Genomic DNA, 15,569 nt, shown 5'->3' on the forward strand with positions numbered 1-15,569 from the left:
AGGTGTGAATAACTTCTTGAAAAGTTAAAGTACCTTAAAAATATCCACAAAAGGTTGTGAATAAATGTGGATAAGTGGATATCTTTTCTAACTTCCTTTAATAAGAAACGGGTTGATTTTAGAGACCTCATTTGATATACTTCAATAGTTACTGTAAATCACTAGACGAAATTCGATAGATGAAATATTAAATAATGGAGGTGTTTTAAGTGGTAAAACGTACTTATCAACCAAATAAACGTAAACATAGTAAAGTTCATGGATTCCGTGCACGTATGAGCACAAAGAACGGACGTAACGTATTAGCGCGTCGTCGTCGTAAAGGCAGAAAAGTATTATCAGCGTAAGATCACTGAACATTCAGTGGTCTTTTTATTTTGTTTAAAATAAGCAGGTATTCTAGTATAATGATTAAAAAGTAACTATTTAGTGATAAGAAGTTGGTGTACTGTGGAAAAAGCGTATCGTATTAAAAAAAATGATGATTTTCAAAAGGTTTATAAACAAGGGAAATCTGTTGCTAATAGACAATTCATTGTTTATAGACTGTCTAATAATGAAAATGAACATTTTAGATTAGGGATTTCTGTTTCAAAAAAAATAGGAAATGCCGTGACACGTAATCGTATTAAACGAGCAATCAGAGAAAGTTTTACGCGCCATAAAGATGATATTATTAAAGATGACTTTATAATTATTGCCAGAAACCCTTCAAAAGATATGACGGTTGAAGAGATTCATAAGAGTCTTGAACATGTGATGAAGATTGCGAAAGGTTTTAATAAAAGAATTAGTTAATCTTATAATGGGGGAATGCCTGTGTTAGAGAAAAAATACTGTGCATCGACAGTTGATGAGGCGATTCATCAAGGTTTAGTTGATTTAAATTTAGAAGAAAAACAAGTAAAGATTGAAGTTTTAAGTGCCGGAAAAAAAGGTTTCTTTGGATTTGGTCAATCGGATGCAATCGTGAAATTAATTGTTATTGATCCTGAACTTAAAAAATTACCCTCTATAGAAGCAATTCAGAGTAGAATGACAGATTTAAAAGAAGAGGTTGGAGTTCAGGAAAAAATTCAGCAAGAGATAATTGAAACGCATCTTCATATAGAGCCTGTAGAAGATAAGGACCTAACTAAACATCAATCTAAAGAAAAAGCATTGAACGATACAGAACGCTATATATCAGAAATTATCCAAGCTATGGGATTACAGGCTGATGTACACGGAACAATTAAAAATAGCAGTGAAGTTTTCATTGAACTTGATTCAAAAGACGCTTCTCGTATTATAGGCAAAAGAGGTCAACTCTTAAATAGTCTGCAGCTTCTTGCACAAAATTACTATAATCATATTGAAAAAGGCTATACAACGGTGACTTTAGATATTGAAAACTATAGAGCTAAACGCAAAGAAACATTGCAGAATCTGGCTCTAAATATGTCTAAAAAAGCAATTGCAACTAAAAAACCGGTGAAATTTGAACCTATGCCAAACTATGAAAGAAAAATTATGCATCAAATATTAACGAATATTGAAAATATCGAAACATATTCTGAAGGACGAGAGCCGCATCGATATTTAGTTATTAAAGCACGATAATTATAAGATTGAGATTAACTCTAAAAACAGATTGTTTTTAGAGTTAATCTATTTATTTGAAGCAAAAGTATTTTAATTTTTAACGATTCGCAATACAATCAACAAATGGACATTAAAGGGAGGATCGATGTATGGAATTTGATACAATTTCAAGTATTTCTACACCAATGGGAGAAGGTGCAATTGCAATTGTAAGACTTTCAGGTGATGAAGCAATCGCTATTGCTGATAAAATATATAAAGGAAAAAATAAATTATGCGATGTGGATTCCCATACTATTAATTATGGCCATATCATTGATCCTGAAACGAAAGATGTTATCGAAGAAGTAATGGTAGCGGTGATGCGTGCTCCAAGAACTTATACACGAGAAGATATTGTTGAAATCAACTGTCATGGCGGTATAATGACCGTTAACCGTGTATTAGAACTTACGTTATCAAATGGTGCTAAACTTGCTGAACCTGGAGAATTTACGAAAAGAGCGTTTTTAAATGGACGAATAGATTTATCCCAAGCTGAAGCAACGATGGACTTTATACGTTCTAAAACGGATCGTGCCAGCAAAGTAGCGATGCAGCAAATCGAAGGTCGTCTAAGTGTGTTAATCAAAGGCTTGCGTCAATCTATTTTAGAAATTTTAGCACAAGTTGAAGTTAATATTGATTATCCAGAATATGATGATGTAGAAGAGGCAACAAATCAGTTTCTGCTTTCTGAAGCTGAAAAGATTAAGGACAGCATCGAAGGACTACTTCAAACAGGTTCTCAAGGGAAAATTTTAAGAGAAGGATTATCTACTGTAATTGTAGGGAAGCCAAATGTCGGGAAGTCTTCAATGCTAAATAATTTAATTCAGGATAATAAAGCGATTGTTACTGAAATTGCCGGAACAACACGTGATGTTTTAGAAGAATATGTGAATGTACGTGGTGTACCGTTAAGATTAGTGGATACTGCAGGTATTCGTGAAACTGAAGATATCGTAGAAAAGATTGGCGTTGAGCGAAGTCGCCAGGCACTTAGTAAAGCGGATTTAATATTATATGTACTTAATTATAACGAAGCATTGACTGAAAGTGATTACCAGCTTGCTGAAGTTATCAAAGATGAAGATGTTATTGTAATTATTAATAAAACTGATTTAACGCAAGCGTTGGATATTGATGCAGTAAAACAAATGGTGGGTATGGAAACACCGATTGTCATGACATCCATGGTTGATCAGACAGGTATAGACCAATTAGAAGAAAAGATTCGTGATTTATTCTTTGAAGGTACTGTATCTAATCAAGATATGACGTATGTATCGAATGCACGACATATTAGTTTATTAAAAGATGCCAGACAATCAATTAATGATGCTATTACTGCTGCATCGAGCGGTGTACCGATAGACATGATTCAAATTGATTTAATTAAAACATGGGAATTGCTTGGAGAAGTGATTGGTGAGTCTGTATCAGATGGATTGATTGATCAGCTATTTAGCCAGTTCTGTTTAGGGAAATAAGGAGGAAAAACTTTGGAACAAAAATATGATGTAATCGTTGTTGGTGCGGGTCATGCGGGCGTTGAAGCAGGTCTCGCTTCAGCTAGAAAAGGCGCGAAGACTTTAATGCTAACAATTAATCTGGATTCAGTTGCCTTTATGCCATGTAACCCATCGGTAGGTGGACCAGCAAAAGGGATTGTTGTCCGTGAAATAGATGCCCTTGGTGGACAGATGGCAAAGACAATCGACAAAACACATATTCAAATGCGTATGTTGAATACAGGAAAAGGACCGGCAGTACGTGCTTTACGTGCGCAAGCTGATAAAGTACTTTATCAACAGGAAATGAAAGATGTTATTGAAAATACAGATAATCTTGATATTATGCAAGGAATGGTTGAACGCTTAATTATTGAAGGTGGAAAAGTAAAAGGTGTTGAAACGATTATCGGCACAACTTATTATGCTGATGCAGTTGTATTAACAACAGGTACATTTTTACGTGGAGAAATTATTCTTGGCAATATTAAGTATTCATCGGGTCCGAACCATCAAATGCCATCAATAAAACTTGCTGACCATTTGCGAGAACTAGGATTCGATATAGTACGTTTTAAAACAGGAACGCCACCACGTGTAAATGGTAAAACAATCGATTATTCAAAAACAGAGATTCAGCCAGGTGATGAGGTACCACGAGCATTCAGTTACGAAACAACTGAGTTTATTTTAGATCAGTTACCGTGCTGGTTAACCTATACGAATGCTGAAACACATAAAGTGATTGATGATAATTTACATTTATCTGCAATGTATTCTGGAATGATTAAAGGGACTGGACCACGTTATTGTCCATCTATTGAAGATAAGTTTGTGCGTTTCAATGACAAACCTCGTCATCAAATTTTCCTTGAACCTGAAGGACGTAATACGAAAGAGGTATATGTTCAAGGGTTATCTACAAGCTTACCTGAACATGTACAACTTCAGATGCTGCAATCAATACCAGGACTTGAAAAAGCTGATATGATGCGTGCTGGTTATGCTATTGAATACGATGCTATTGTACCTACTCAGTTATGGCCGACACTTGAAACGAAAAAGATAGATGGCTTATTTACTGCAGGACAAATTAACGGCACGAGTGGTTATGAAGAAGCGGCTGGTCAAGGTTTAATGGCAGGAATAAATGCTGCAGCGAAAGTATTAAAACATGAACCTTTAATTTTAGGAAGACACGAAGCTTATATCGGAGTACTGATTGATGATTTAGTAACAAAAGGAACGAATGAACCTTATCGTTTGCTTACTAGTCGTGCAGAACACAGACTATTATTACGTCATGATAATGCTGATTTACGATTAACAGAAATAGGTAAAGGCATTGGGTTGATTGATGACGAACGTTATGCTAAATTTATTGCCAAGAAAGAAGCTATTTCCGAGGAAATAAAACGTCTGACAAATACGAGAATCAAACCAAATGAACAAACACAGGATATGATTGCTAGTCGAGGTGGGACTGCATTAAAAGATGGTATATTAGCAATTGATTTATTACGTCGTCCTGAAATGGATTATCAATCTGTAGCAGCATTGATTGAGAGTAGTAGTGCAATTGATGAGGCTGTTGCTGAACAAGTTGAAATTCAGACTAAATACGAAGGCTATATTCAAAAGTCATTACAACAAGTTGAAAAGCTAAAACGTATGGAAAATAAAAAAATTCCTGAAAATATTGATTATGATGATATTCATTCATTAGCCACAGAAGCACGTCAAAAATTAAAAGAAGTAAAACCATTAAGTATTGCTCAGGCATCAAGAATTTCAGGTGTTAATCCGGCAGATATTTCAATATTACTGGTATATATCGAGCAAGGAAAAATTAAAAGGGTGAACTAGATGAACGAGACTCAGTTTGTACAAAAATTAGAAGAAAAAGGCTTCACTGTTACTGACCAGCAACGAAAACAATTTGCAATTTACTATGAAACTTTAGTAGAGTGGAATAAGTTAATGAATTTAACCGCAGTAACAGAAAAAGAGGATGTGTATTTGAAACACTTCTTTGATTCGATTACGCCAAGTTTCTATTATGATTTTACAAAAGTCACGTCTATTTGTGATGTTGGAGCTGGAGCGGGATTCCCTAGTATTCCTTTAAAAATAATGTTTCCGCATTTAGAAGTAACAATTGTAGATTCATTAAACAAACGTATTAACTTCTTAAATCATTTAAGTGCAGAACTTGATTTAACGAAAGTTCGTTTTATACATGATCGTGCTGAAACATTTGGAAAGGGTGAATATAGAGAATCATTTGATGTAGTAACAGCACGTGCTGTCGCGCGTCTTTCTGTATTGAGTGAGCTATGTTTACCTCTTGTTAAGCGCGGTGGTCATTTTATAGCTTTAAAGGGTGCTCAAGGCGAAATAGAAGTCGAAGAAGGTTTATTTGCAATCTCAATTTTAGGTGGAGAAGTGATTCAGAATCATCCGCTTACGTTACCTGAGGAAGATAGTTTACGTTATATATTAGATATCGAAAAGAAACGTCAAACACCTAAAAAATATCCACGTAAACCAGGTACGCCGAATAAAGAACCTTTATTAAAATAATAGTAACTATTACAAATAAGGATTTTGAAGTGAAAGTGAGTCGATTGTTATGAAAAAACCTTTTTCTAAATTGTTTGGTTTAAAGGATAAAGAAGAAGATGTAGAAGTACATCGCAAGAACGGTAATGTTGTGAAAGTTCCTGTAGAGCGTATCGTGCCGAATAGATATCAACCGAGACAAATATTTGATGAAGAAAAAATTAAAGAATTAGCTGAATCTATTCGTTCATACGGGCTATTACAGCCCATTGTTGTTCGCCCGATTGAAGAAGATATGTATGAAATTATTGCAGGAGAAAGAAGATTTCGTGCATTAAAGTTTAATGGTATTGCTGAAACTGAAGTGATTGTAAAACAAATGAATGATAAAGAGACGGCAGCAATCGCGCTTATTGAGAATATTCAACGTGAAAATCTGTCTGCGGTTGAAGAAGCTGAAGCTTATAAAAAGTTGTTAGACTTAGATGGCATTACGCAACAAGACCTTGCAGCGAGCTTAGGGAAAAGTCAGTCATTTATTGCAAATAAATTAAGATTACTTCGTCTGTCTCAGCCTATATTAGACGCTTTAAGCAAACAACAAATTAGTGAGCGTCATGCACGAGCATTGCTCGCGCTGGATGAAGAGGGACAAAAGACGATGCTAGGTATCATTAAGTCTCAGCATTTAAATGTTAAGCAGACGGAAGAACGTGTTAAACGTATGCTAGGTGGCGAAGACGTGAAACCAAAGCGTATTGGATTTACACGTGACATAAAACTTGCTTTCAATACGATTGGTCAAAGTTTAAAAGCGGTTGAAAAAAGTGGCGTCAAAGTAAAACGTAAAGATACGGAATACGAAAATTTCTATGAAATTTCTATAAAAGTATTTAAAAATGATCTGAACAAATAAAGTGGATGATAACATCGTCCGCTTTTTTTCTGCGTACTGATTGTCTGTGCAGAATCGCTTTAAAATTGTTATAATCGTTCTATATGAAAAACATGACTAGGAGAGAATGTAGATGACAAAAATATTGGCCATCGCGAACCAAAAAGGTGGAGTTGGAAAAACAACAACTTCAGTAAATTTAAGTGCAGCATTAGCTGAACTTGGTAAAAAAGTATTGTTAGTTGACACTGATCCACAAGGAAATGCTACGAGTGGTGTAGGCATAGATAAAAACAATGTTGAAAATTCAGTTTACGATATGCTTGTTGAAGATGTGAATATTAATCAATGTGTTCTGGAAACAGCTGTTGAGAATTTACATATCATCCCTGCCAATATCGCCTTAGCAGGTGCAGAGATTGAACTTGTATCTGCGATGAGCAGAGAAGTGCGATTAAAATATGCATTTAAAGAACTAGACATTAATTTTGACTATATAATTATAGACTGTCCTCCTTCACTGGGCTTACTAACAATTAATTCATTCACTGCAGCAAATGGTATTATTATTCCTGTCCAATGTGAATATTATGCATTAGAAGGATTAAGTCAGTTACTGAATACCATTCGATTAGTGCAACGTCACTTAAATCAATCTCTAGAAATTGAAGGTGTATTGTTGACGATGTTAGATGCTCGTACAAATTTAGGTAATGATGTTATTCAGGAAGTGAAAGAGCATTTTGGCGAAAAAGTTTATGAAACGATTATTCCACGTAATGTGCGTTTATCTGAAGCACCTTCGCACGGGCAACCGATTAATGTATACGATGCTCGTTCAACTGGAGCCAAAACTTATAAGAGTTTGGCTGAGGAGGTTGTAAACAATGGCTAGAGGTTTAGGTAAAGGTTTAGGAAGAGGATTAGATGCATTATTTCAGGAAAATGGTCAGGATGAACTGGTAGAAGATATTAATCTTTCTGAGTTACGACCAAATCCTTATCAACCGCGACATGAATTTGATGAGCAAGCTTTAAATGAATTGAGTGAATCGATTAAAATTCATGGGGTATTACAACCTATCATCGTACGTAAATCAATTACAGGTTACGATATTGTAGTAGGAGAACGACGTTTCAGAGCAAGTAAATTAGCGGGTAAAGTAAAAATTCCTGCAATTGTGAAGACATTAACCGATACACAGATGATGGAACTTGCAGTGATTGAAAACTTACAGCGTGAGGATTTAAATCCTCTTGAAGAAGCGAAAAGTTACCAGTTTTTAATGGATAAATTAAATTTGACGCAATCTGAGACGGCTGACCGATTAGGTAAATCAAGACCTTATATTGCAAATATGCTTCGCTTAATGAATTTACCGCAAAAAGTTAAAGATCTTATTGATCAGAAGAAACTTACAGGTGGTCACGGCCGTACACTACTAGGTCTAAAATCAGAAGATGAGATGATTAAAGTCGCTCAAAAAGTAATTGCAGAATCAATGAGCGTACGTGAGTTAGAAAAGTATATAAAAGAATTAAATCAAACCCCTGATCAACCTAAAAAAGAAAAAAAGAAACCAACATTTCTTGTGAAACACGAAGAAAACCTTAAGCGTCATTTAGGAACAAAAGTTGAGATTTCTAAATCGCGTAAAAAGGGGAAAATAGCGATTGAATTTACATCAGAAGAAGAGTTTAATCGACTAATCGCGTTATTAGAAAATGCACAGTAGGTGATTTTTTTGAATCAAATTATTGAAGAATTTAAACGCACATTTTTAGATGCTGAGATGTGGATGAATATTGCTACAAATATTCTGTGGTCTTTCTTACTCATTATTATTGCAATGTTGATTGTCAGAGTGGTACATAAATTTATCGAACAGTTCTTTAGAGTAAGAAGAAAGACAAATCTCTCTCAATCAACCAAACGTGATACTACATTGATTAAGTTGCTTCAAAATATTGCTTCCTATGTGATTTGGTTCATTGTGCTGACAACGATTCTTAGTAATTTTGGTGTCAAAGTTGAAAGTATTATTGCAGGGGCCGGAATCGCAGGGGTTGCGATTGGTTTTGGTGCACAGACACTTGTTAAAGATGTGATTACAGGCTTTTTTATAATATTTGAGAATCAGTTTGATGTAGGTGATTATGTTAGAATTAACACGACTGGAACAACTGTTGCTGAAGGGACAGTTCAATCAATCGGCTTACGTTCTACACGTATTAAGTCATTTACGGGAGAATTAACGATATTACCAAATGGTACGATGAATGAAATTGTGAATTTCTCTGTTAATAATTCAATTGCGATTTTTGATATTTCAGTTTCCAGCGAAGAAAATATATCTCGTGTAGAAAGCATACTACAGCCTTATTTATTAACATTACCCGAGAAATATGCCGATTTAGTGAAGGCGCCGGAATTATTAGGTGTTGAAATGGTGAGTGCTGGTGAAACTAAAATCAGAATGTCAGCTGAAACTTTACCTAATAATCATGTGAAAGTATCTAGAATATTACGTGGTGATATTAAAGAATATTTAGATCAATTTGGTATCCATGTCCCTATGCCTAGAGTTGTTATGTATAATCAGCCTAATAAGGGGGATCACAATGCAAAATGAATATGATTTAAATACGATTGTTGAAATGAAAAAACCCCATGCCTGCGGTGAAAAATTATTTAAGGTGATTCGCCTAGGCGCAGATATTCGCATAAAGTGTGAAGGTTGTGGACGTAGTATTATGCTACCACGACATGAGTTCAATAAAAAAATTAAAAAGATAACGGCACATGCCGAATAAGGAGAAGAAATTATGGCTTTAACAGCAGGAATTGTAGGATTACCAAACGTAGGAAAATCAACATTATTTAATGCGATTACGAAAGCTGGGGCACTTGCTGCGAACTATCCATTCGCAACGATTGACCCAAACGTAGGTATTGTAGAAGTACCAGATGTACGCTTAGATAAATTAACTGAACTTGTAACACCTAAGAAAACAGTACCAACTGCTTTTGAATTTACAGATATCGCTGGTATCGTTAAAGGTGCATCAAAGGGTGAAGGATTAGGCAATAAGTTCTTATCTCATATCCGTGATGTTGATGCAATTTGTCAGGTTGTTCGTGCTTTTGAAGATGAGAATATTACGCATGTTTCTGGAACAGTTAATCCGGTAGATGATATTGAAGTCATTAATATGGAACTTATCTTAGCGGATTTAGAATCAGTAGAAAAACGCTATGCACGTGTTCAAAAAATGGCGAAACAAAAAGATAAGGATGCAATGGCAGAAGAAGCTGTTCTTTCGATTGTTAAAGAAGCTCTGGAAAATGAACGTCCGGCAAGAAGTATTGAATTTACCCCGGAACAGGAAAAGTTAGTAAAAGGTATGCATTTACTTACAGCTAAGCCGATGCTGTACGTAGCAAATGTTTCTGAAGATGATCTTGTAGCAGGCGAAGAAAATGAACACGTTAAAGCGATTAAAGCATATGCTGATAACGAAGGTTCTCAAGTAATCATTATAAGTGCTCGTATCGAAGAAGAATTGGCGTCACTTGATGAAGAAGATAAAAAAGAATATTTAGCTGATTTAGGGATTGAAGAGTCTGGGCTAGATAAATTAATCAAAGCTTCTTATCATTTATTAGGATTAGCAACTTACTTTACTGCGGGTGTTCAGGAAGTACGTGCATGGACATTTAAACGTGGTATGACGGCTCCACAATGTGCTGGCATTATCCATACTGATTTTGAACGTGGATTTATTAGAGCTGAAACAGTAAGTTATGATGATTTAATCGAACATAATGGTATGAGTGCTGCAAAAGAAGCGGGACGCGTAAGACTTGAAGGTAAAGATTATATCATGCAGGACGGAGACGTTGTGCACTTTAGATTTAACGTATAATCACTTGAGGAGGATATGATGCAACCTTTAAAAAGAATCATATATTGTATAAAAGTTATCATAAAATCAGAAGACAAAGTGAACCCTATGTATCATGTGACCTATCATTACTTGGTACAGGCAGTACAATTGTCTCAGCCTATTCAACTGAATGATTCAATATATAATAAAGTATCATTTCCTAAGACTGCTATACGTTATTTAGATGTCGTTGAAACTGATGAAATTAATCCGAATGATACAGATTTTGAAGAGTATCTATATCTTTATCGTTCAGGAGACATTAAGTTGTTCTATACGAAAGAAATTGTAACGTATCAATTAAAAGAAGTTCTTCAGTAATTAAGTAAACAAATGATTGATGAAAAAAGTAAACTATGCTATAATTCTCTATTGTGAGTAATGAAAATTATTCCTTGCTTTATTTAATAATAAAGCCGCATAGACCATGAGGAGGTGTAAATGATGAGAAAATACGAAATTATGTATGTCGTACGTCCGAACATTGAGGAAGATGCTAAGAAAGCTTTAATCGAGCGTTTCGAAGAGATTCTTACTTCTAACGGAGCGGAAATCATCGAATCAAAGGATTGGGGTAAACGTCGTTTAGCTTACGAAATCAACGATTTTAAAGAAGGTTTCTACCAAATCGTTAAAGTTAACTCAACTGATGCTGCTACAAACGAATTCGATCGTTTAGCAAAAATCAACGATGACATTATCCGTCATATCGTGATTCGCGAAGAAGAAAAATAAACCTAACATGTGGGGGCGATTTATTTGCTTAACCGAGTTGTATTAGTAGGTCGTTTAACTAAAGATCCAGAATACAGAGTCACACCATCAGGCGTGTCAGTTGCTACATTTACATTAGCAGTTAATCGCACATTCACAAATGCGCAAGGTGAAAGACAAGCTGATTTTATCAACTGTGTTGTTTTCCGTAAGCAAGCTGAGAATGTGAATAACTTCTTAAGCAAGGGTAGCTTAGCTGGGGTAGATGGCAGATTGCAATCACGTAGTTATGATAATCAGGAAGGCCGCAGAGTATATGTAACGGAAGTCGTTTGTGATTCAGTACAGTTCTTAGAACCGAAAAACGCAAATCAAGGCCGTTCTAATAATGATTCAGGTCAGGACTATTCTAGTTATGATCAAGGAAATTATGGACAACAAACTCAAGGTCAGAATTATCAATCGAATAATCAACAACAATCAAATACATCAGCACCTTCAACGAATCCATTTGCAAATGCAACTGGACCAATTGATATTAGTGATGATGATTTACCGTTTTAATAAAGAAATAATTAAGTAAGGGAGGCAACAATCATGGCAGGTGGACCAAGAAGAGGCGGTCGTCGTCGTAAAAAGGTTTGTTATTTCACAGCAAACGGAATTACACATATCGACTATAAAGAAGTAGAAATGCTTAAAAAATTCATTTCTGAGCGCGGTAAAATTTTACCACGTCGTGTAACAGGAACTTCAGCTAAATACCAACGTATGTTAACTGTAGCAATCAAACGTGCACGTCATATGGCATTATTACCATATGTAAAAGACGAGCAATAGAATATATTTTATAAGTCATGACCTTTAGGTTATGGCTTATTTTTTTTAATATTAAAGATAAAAACTAAAAATTATTTACTGAAAATTCATTTACTATAAAATTATTTAAATAAATTAATGATATATTCAGTGTTAATTTACATTTATAGTATTGAAAATGCTATTAAAAGTAAATATAATAAATTTTGTAATTATTAATATCTTTTGATAATTGCAAAAATATAGGGAGGGAGGTTGACCATTATGAACAATTGGTTGGATACAAATCATTCATTTGAACTGAATCCTTTTAACCGATTGATTTTGTACAAAATCTATCTAATCTTAGAAAAGCTTGATCCGAAGAATGCTGAAATGCATAGACTACACCAGAAGATCGTTAGAGATGGTCTAGACTCTCAAAATCATATTCTTTTAGAGGAATTAACTCTGGAATGTGATAAAATTCCTTCTCATGTCACTGGTTTTGTTGAGGCAGTTGTTGCAATGTATGCACATATGACGAAATCATATTGTGCATTAACAAGAGATGAAATTGAGGTATTAAAAGAACATCCTTATTTTTCGTTTCTTGGGTTTAATCTGAATCAGGAAACGGATTATGAATGTTACGCCTTTTTCTATCTTAATGAGATGTGTCAGTTTGAAGGGAAACTGGATTTGACACTATTTAGAAATCTTACTACGAAACCTGCTAGCATCAAAGCTTACCAGCGTATGTTACGAGTATATGAATATAACAAAGTTGATTCATACTTATCTTTTGAAGTACTATGTCAGATATTAAAATAGAGTAATTTATAATTTAAGAATAAACGAAAGAGGAGAATAGGTAAGTACCTATTCTCCTCTTACATTTGGTGTATTAATTGTTCAATGATTGCTTCATCAATTTTATTGCATTGTGTGTATTTAACACGGTAAATATGCTGAATTGCTTCTTTAGAAGTTTGTTGATCACTTGTCTTTAAGTAGAGATTCATAGGAACAGGTGCATCATCATGTAGGCCTGGTTGATAATAATTGATATCAGATTTAGCAAAACCAAACTTTTTGTAGAATGTATCTAATGGGCTATTACCATCTTCATCTTTTTCACATTCAAGCATAATATGTTCTAGTGATGTACCGTTATTTTCACAAATTTTAACCATCACATCTTCAGCAGTATCCATGAGTTGTCGAGCAACTTGTTTGCCTCGTATTTGTGGTTTGACAACAAGATAGACAATATAACCAATACGATATGTAACTTCCAGATGGAAAGCAATAAATCCACATAGTTCATCGTCTAAATATGCTGCAATAAAATGATATCTTTCTTCGTCTCTTTTCTTAATATCAAAAGAGTGATCAAATACTTCAACAGGTTCACGGATTTCATAATCAAATTCTGTACGATATAAATCCATACATTGGTGGAAATAATGGTCGGTTTCTGTTAGATGTAAAAATTTCATTATAATACTCCATTTACATTATTTGATAACTATATTGTATCATTACAACCAATATAAAAAAAGAAAAGCATATGCTTTTCTTTTAGTATCCTTGTGGAGTATCTGTTTCATTAATATCTACTTCTTCACGACGTACAATTTCAGAAATATGTTGAGTACCATGAACTTTAGATTTTCTTATCACAAGTTCTTCAGTTACTACATTTTCTTTAGTGATATTTAATCTTTCTTCAGCCAATCCCACTTTAATAGTATCATTATTATTCACACCATTTAAATTATCGTTTAATTCATTATTCATAGATTGAGCACCTTCTTTGATTTTATTTGTAATAAATATACCCCTCACATCAATCAATAAACATTAGTATAAACACAAGAAAAAAGCCCTCATTATGAGGACTTTTTGATAAATTGATTAGCGACGGTCAGTTAAGTCGTTATCTAAATCGTTACGACGGTGAGCATTTGTGTCGTCGATTTCAACTTCTTCACGACGTACTTCTTCAGATACATGCTCAGTGTCAGTTACACGGTTTTTGTTGATTGTTAATTCTTCAGCAACAACGTTTTCTTTTTCGATAGAAACGCGTTCTTCAGTTAATGGTACACGGATTGTTTCTTCCTCTAAGTCGTTATCGAAGTGACCAGGCGCTGCAGTTTCGTTAACTTTACGACGCTCGATAGTAACTTCATCGTGAGATACTGGTACATCAAATTCTTGACGTTCAGATACTACGTTTTTGTCGATAGTAACTTCACCAGATTGTACTACATCTTTGTTTACACGTAAACGCTCTTCATGTAATTTGATTTTTTCGTCGTCTGAAATATCAGTACGGTCTCTTAAATCAGTATCTAAATAGTTTAAACGCTCTTCTCTTGATAATTTGTTGTATTCCTCATAGCTTAATCCTGAATTGTTATAGTTATTGTTGTTCATGTCTACTACTTCCTCTCTGTTATTTAAGTTATTTGTGCGATGTGTTGATGCATAATCAGCATCTGTTTCATTAGCAGCTACACCAGTAGTGTAACCTGCAACTGTGTTACCAGTGCGGTATTCGTTGTTTTCTGAGTGAGTGTGTAATCCATCGTTGTAATAAGCGTCGTTATCTACGTAAAGTAAGATTTTGCCGCTATCTACAGCTTTGTCATATTCAACACGCTCAGATTCAGATAAATCTAACTTATCGAATACTCTGTGTTGTGGATCTTCTCCAGTGAAGAAAGCTGCAACTTTATCACCGAAAGAACCTTCAGCATCTTTAAATTGAACATCTGTGTAATCTAATGCTGAACCATTTAATTTGTTTTTAGAAATGACATGTAAGTCATGTTCTGCAATACCTTGTGATTTTAGTTGGTCGATTCTACGTAATAAACTTTCTTCATTTAAAAATGTTTCTAAGTTTCTCATCTTAATCGTACCTCCAAGTTGGTTGTTTTGTGCAATTCGTGATGTCTGTTGTTTTGTTGTTATGCTAAATAGATACCCGTGAACTGAAAGTGTAAACACAAAAAAGAAAATAAATATTCTAATTCGTTGGAAAATTAGATACATTTATATAGAAGAAAAGCATGCTTTTTTCACAAAATAATTTTAAAAATATTTAATGTTTTATCACAGAATGAGTAATAAGTATGCTAGATAACACAATGGATGAATCAAAATAGTGTATAGTGCTTAAAAAGATTAATATTCACTATCAATTATTTAGAATAGTTAGACATTTTGTAGTTGAATGATTTTAAAGGAAATGGTATTGCTTATTAGCGATAACTTTGATATTATCTAAAAATATTATTAATAAAAATAACTCATATAAATTAAAGGATATGGCTTTAGCGTTTCTACCACATTACCGTAAATGATGTGACTATGAGTAATGAATATCGCTATTTGTTTAGTTTTATTTATGCTCATCTTTTATAGATGAGTTTTTTTGTATATTTTAACGTTTTTCCTGAGTTTATTAATTAACTAATTAAACAATAAACAAAATGCGAAAA

20 protein-coding genes and 1 riboswitch are annotated in these 15,569 nt (G+C 34.2%); of the genes, 17 read left to right on the plus strand and 3 right to left on the minus strand.

Annotated elements, in window-relative coordinates; translation table 11 throughout:
* The first annotated feature begins 209 nt into the window (after positions 1–209).
* The 17 genes from rpmH to ACMGE6_RS04735 all read left to right on the plus strand — a co-directional run bounded on the left by rpmH (position 210) and on the right by ACMGE6_RS04735 (position 12,888).
* Positions 210–347, plus strand: coding sequence for a 50S ribosomal protein L34 (gene rpmH / locus ACMGE6_RS04655; RefSeq protein ID WP_041636245.1), 138 nt, complete (start codon positions 210–212; stop codon positions 345–347).
* 103 nt (positions 348–450) lie between these two features.
* Complete coding sequence (gene rnpA / locus ACMGE6_RS04660) at positions 451–798, plus strand: ribonuclease P protein component (RefSeq protein WP_414045388.1); 348 nt, start codon at positions 451–453, stop codon at positions 796–798.
* 21 nt (positions 799–819) lie between these two features.
* Positions 820–1,602 (plus strand): RNA-binding cell elongation regulator Jag/EloR, encoded by a 783-nt coding sequence (jag, locus tag ACMGE6_RS04665; protein WP_414054628.1) that lies wholly within the window; start codon positions 820–822, stop codon positions 1,600–1,602.
* Positions 1,603–1,733: 131 nt separating this feature from the next.
* Positions 1,734–3,116, plus strand: a complete 1,383-nt coding sequence (gene mnmE, locus ACMGE6_RS04670) for a tRNA uridine-5-carboxymethylaminomethyl(34) synthesis GTPase MnmE (RefSeq protein WP_414054629.1) — start codon at positions 1,734–1,736, stop codon at positions 3,114–3,116.
* A 12-nt stretch (positions 3,117–3,128) separates the two neighbouring features.
* Positions 3,129–5,003: a tRNA uridine-5-carboxymethylaminomethyl(34) synthesis enzyme MnmG gene (gene mnmG / locus ACMGE6_RS04675; protein WP_414054630.1), complete on the plus strand. Its 1,875-nt coding sequence runs from the start codon at positions 3,129–3,131 to the stop codon at positions 5,001–5,003.
* Positions 5,004–5,720, plus strand: coding sequence for a 16S rRNA (guanine(527)-N(7))-methyltransferase RsmG (gene rsmG, locus ACMGE6_RS04680; RefSeq protein ID WP_414054631.1), 717 nt, complete (start codon positions 5,004–5,006; stop codon positions 5,718–5,720).
* 49 nt (positions 5,721–5,769) lie between these two features.
* Positions 5,770–6,615, plus strand: coding sequence for a nucleoid occlusion protein (gene noc / locus ACMGE6_RS04685; protein WP_414047390.1), 846 nt, complete (start codon positions 5,770–5,772; stop codon positions 6,613–6,615).
* A 112-nt stretch (positions 6,616–6,727) separates the two neighbouring features.
* Positions 6,728–7,489 (plus strand): ParA family protein, encoded by a 762-nt coding sequence (locus ACMGE6_RS04690; RefSeq protein ID WP_414045394.1) that lies wholly within the window; start codon positions 6,728–6,730, stop codon positions 7,487–7,489.
* A complete protein-coding gene (locus ACMGE6_RS04695; protein ID WP_414047389.1) occupies positions 7,482–8,330 on the plus strand; it encodes a ParB/RepB/Spo0J family partition protein in 849 nt (282 codons plus the stop codon). Before ACMGE6_RS04690 ends, ACMGE6_RS04695 begins: the two co-directional genes overlap by 8 nt.
* Before the next feature lie 9 nt (positions 8,331–8,339).
* Positions 8,340–9,227, plus strand: coding sequence for a mechanosensitive ion channel family protein (locus ACMGE6_RS04700; protein ID WP_414045396.1), 888 nt, complete (start codon positions 8,340–8,342; stop codon positions 9,225–9,227).
* The gene (locus ACMGE6_RS04705) at positions 9,217–9,408 is read left to right on the plus strand and encodes a DUF951 domain-containing protein (RefSeq protein WP_414045397.1); all 192 of its coding nucleotides are present in this window, start codon (positions 9,217–9,219) and stop codon (positions 9,406–9,408) included. Before ACMGE6_RS04700 ends, ACMGE6_RS04705 begins: the two co-directional genes overlap by 11 nt.
* 12 nt (positions 9,409–9,420) lie before the next feature.
* Entirely contained in the window at positions 9,421–10,521 is a 1,101-nt protein-coding gene (gene ychF / locus ACMGE6_RS04710; protein ID WP_414054632.1) for a redox-regulated ATPase YchF, read from the plus strand.
* Between the two features lie 18 nt (positions 10,522–10,539).
* A complete protein-coding gene (locus ACMGE6_RS04715) occupies positions 10,540–10,863 on the plus strand; it encodes a hypothetical protein (protein ID WP_414047387.1) in 324 nt (107 codons plus the stop codon).
* A 123-nt stretch (positions 10,864–10,986) separates the two neighbouring features.
* Positions 10,987–11,277, plus strand: a complete 291-nt coding sequence (gene rpsF / locus ACMGE6_RS04720; RefSeq protein WP_096077769.1) for a 30S ribosomal protein S6 — start codon at positions 10,987–10,989, stop codon at positions 11,275–11,277.
* A 24-nt stretch (positions 11,278–11,301) separates the two neighbouring features.
* The gene (gene ssb, locus ACMGE6_RS04725) at positions 11,302–11,820 is read left to right on the plus strand and encodes a single-stranded DNA-binding protein (protein WP_414054633.1); all 519 of its coding nucleotides are present in this window, start codon (positions 11,302–11,304) and stop codon (positions 11,818–11,820) included.
* Positions 11,821–11,853: 33 nt separating this feature from the next.
* Positions 11,854–12,096, plus strand: a complete 243-nt coding sequence (gene rpsR / locus ACMGE6_RS04730; protein ID WP_096077771.1) for a 30S ribosomal protein S18 — start codon at positions 11,854–11,856, stop codon at positions 12,094–12,096.
* A 243-nt stretch (positions 12,097–12,339) separates the two neighbouring features.
* Positions 12,340–12,888, plus strand: a complete 549-nt coding sequence (locus ACMGE6_RS04735; RefSeq protein WP_414045401.1) for a YfbU family protein — start codon at positions 12,340–12,342, stop codon at positions 12,886–12,888.
* Positions 12,889–12,947: 59 nt separating this feature from the next.
* On the opposite strand, the gene ACMGE6_RS04740 is transcribed toward ACMGE6_RS04735, so the two are convergent.
* The 3 genes from ACMGE6_RS04740 to ACMGE6_RS04750 all read right to left on the minus strand — a co-directional run bounded on the left by ACMGE6_RS04740 (position 12,948) and on the right by ACMGE6_RS04750 (position 14,976).
* Positions 12,948–13,556 carry a GNAT family N-acetyltransferase gene (locus ACMGE6_RS04740; RefSeq protein ID WP_414054634.1) on the minus strand — a complete coding sequence of 203 codons (609 nt, stop codon included), beginning with the start codon at positions 13,554–13,556 and terminating at the stop codon, positions 12,948–12,950.
* An 82-nt stretch (positions 13,557–13,638) separates the two neighbouring features.
* Complete coding sequence (locus ACMGE6_RS04745) at positions 13,639–13,857, minus strand: DUF2382 domain-containing protein (protein WP_414054635.1); 219 nt, start codon at positions 13,855–13,857, stop codon at positions 13,639–13,641.
* 117 nt (positions 13,858–13,974) lie between these two features.
* Positions 13,975–14,976, minus strand: coding sequence for a DUF2382 domain-containing protein (locus tag ACMGE6_RS04750; RefSeq protein ID WP_414054636.1), 1,002 nt, complete (start codon positions 14,974–14,976; stop codon positions 13,975–13,977).
* A gap of 381 nt (positions 14,977–15,357) precedes the next feature.
* Positions 15,358–15,459: riboswitch (purine riboswitch) on the plus strand.
* The last annotated feature ends 110 nt before the right edge of the window (positions 15,460–15,569 follow it).

Source organism: Macrococcus equi (assembly GCF_047426745.1).
GTDB classification, from domain to species: Bacteria; Bacillota; Bacilli; order Staphylococcales; family Staphylococcaceae; genus Macrococcoides; species Macrococcoides equi.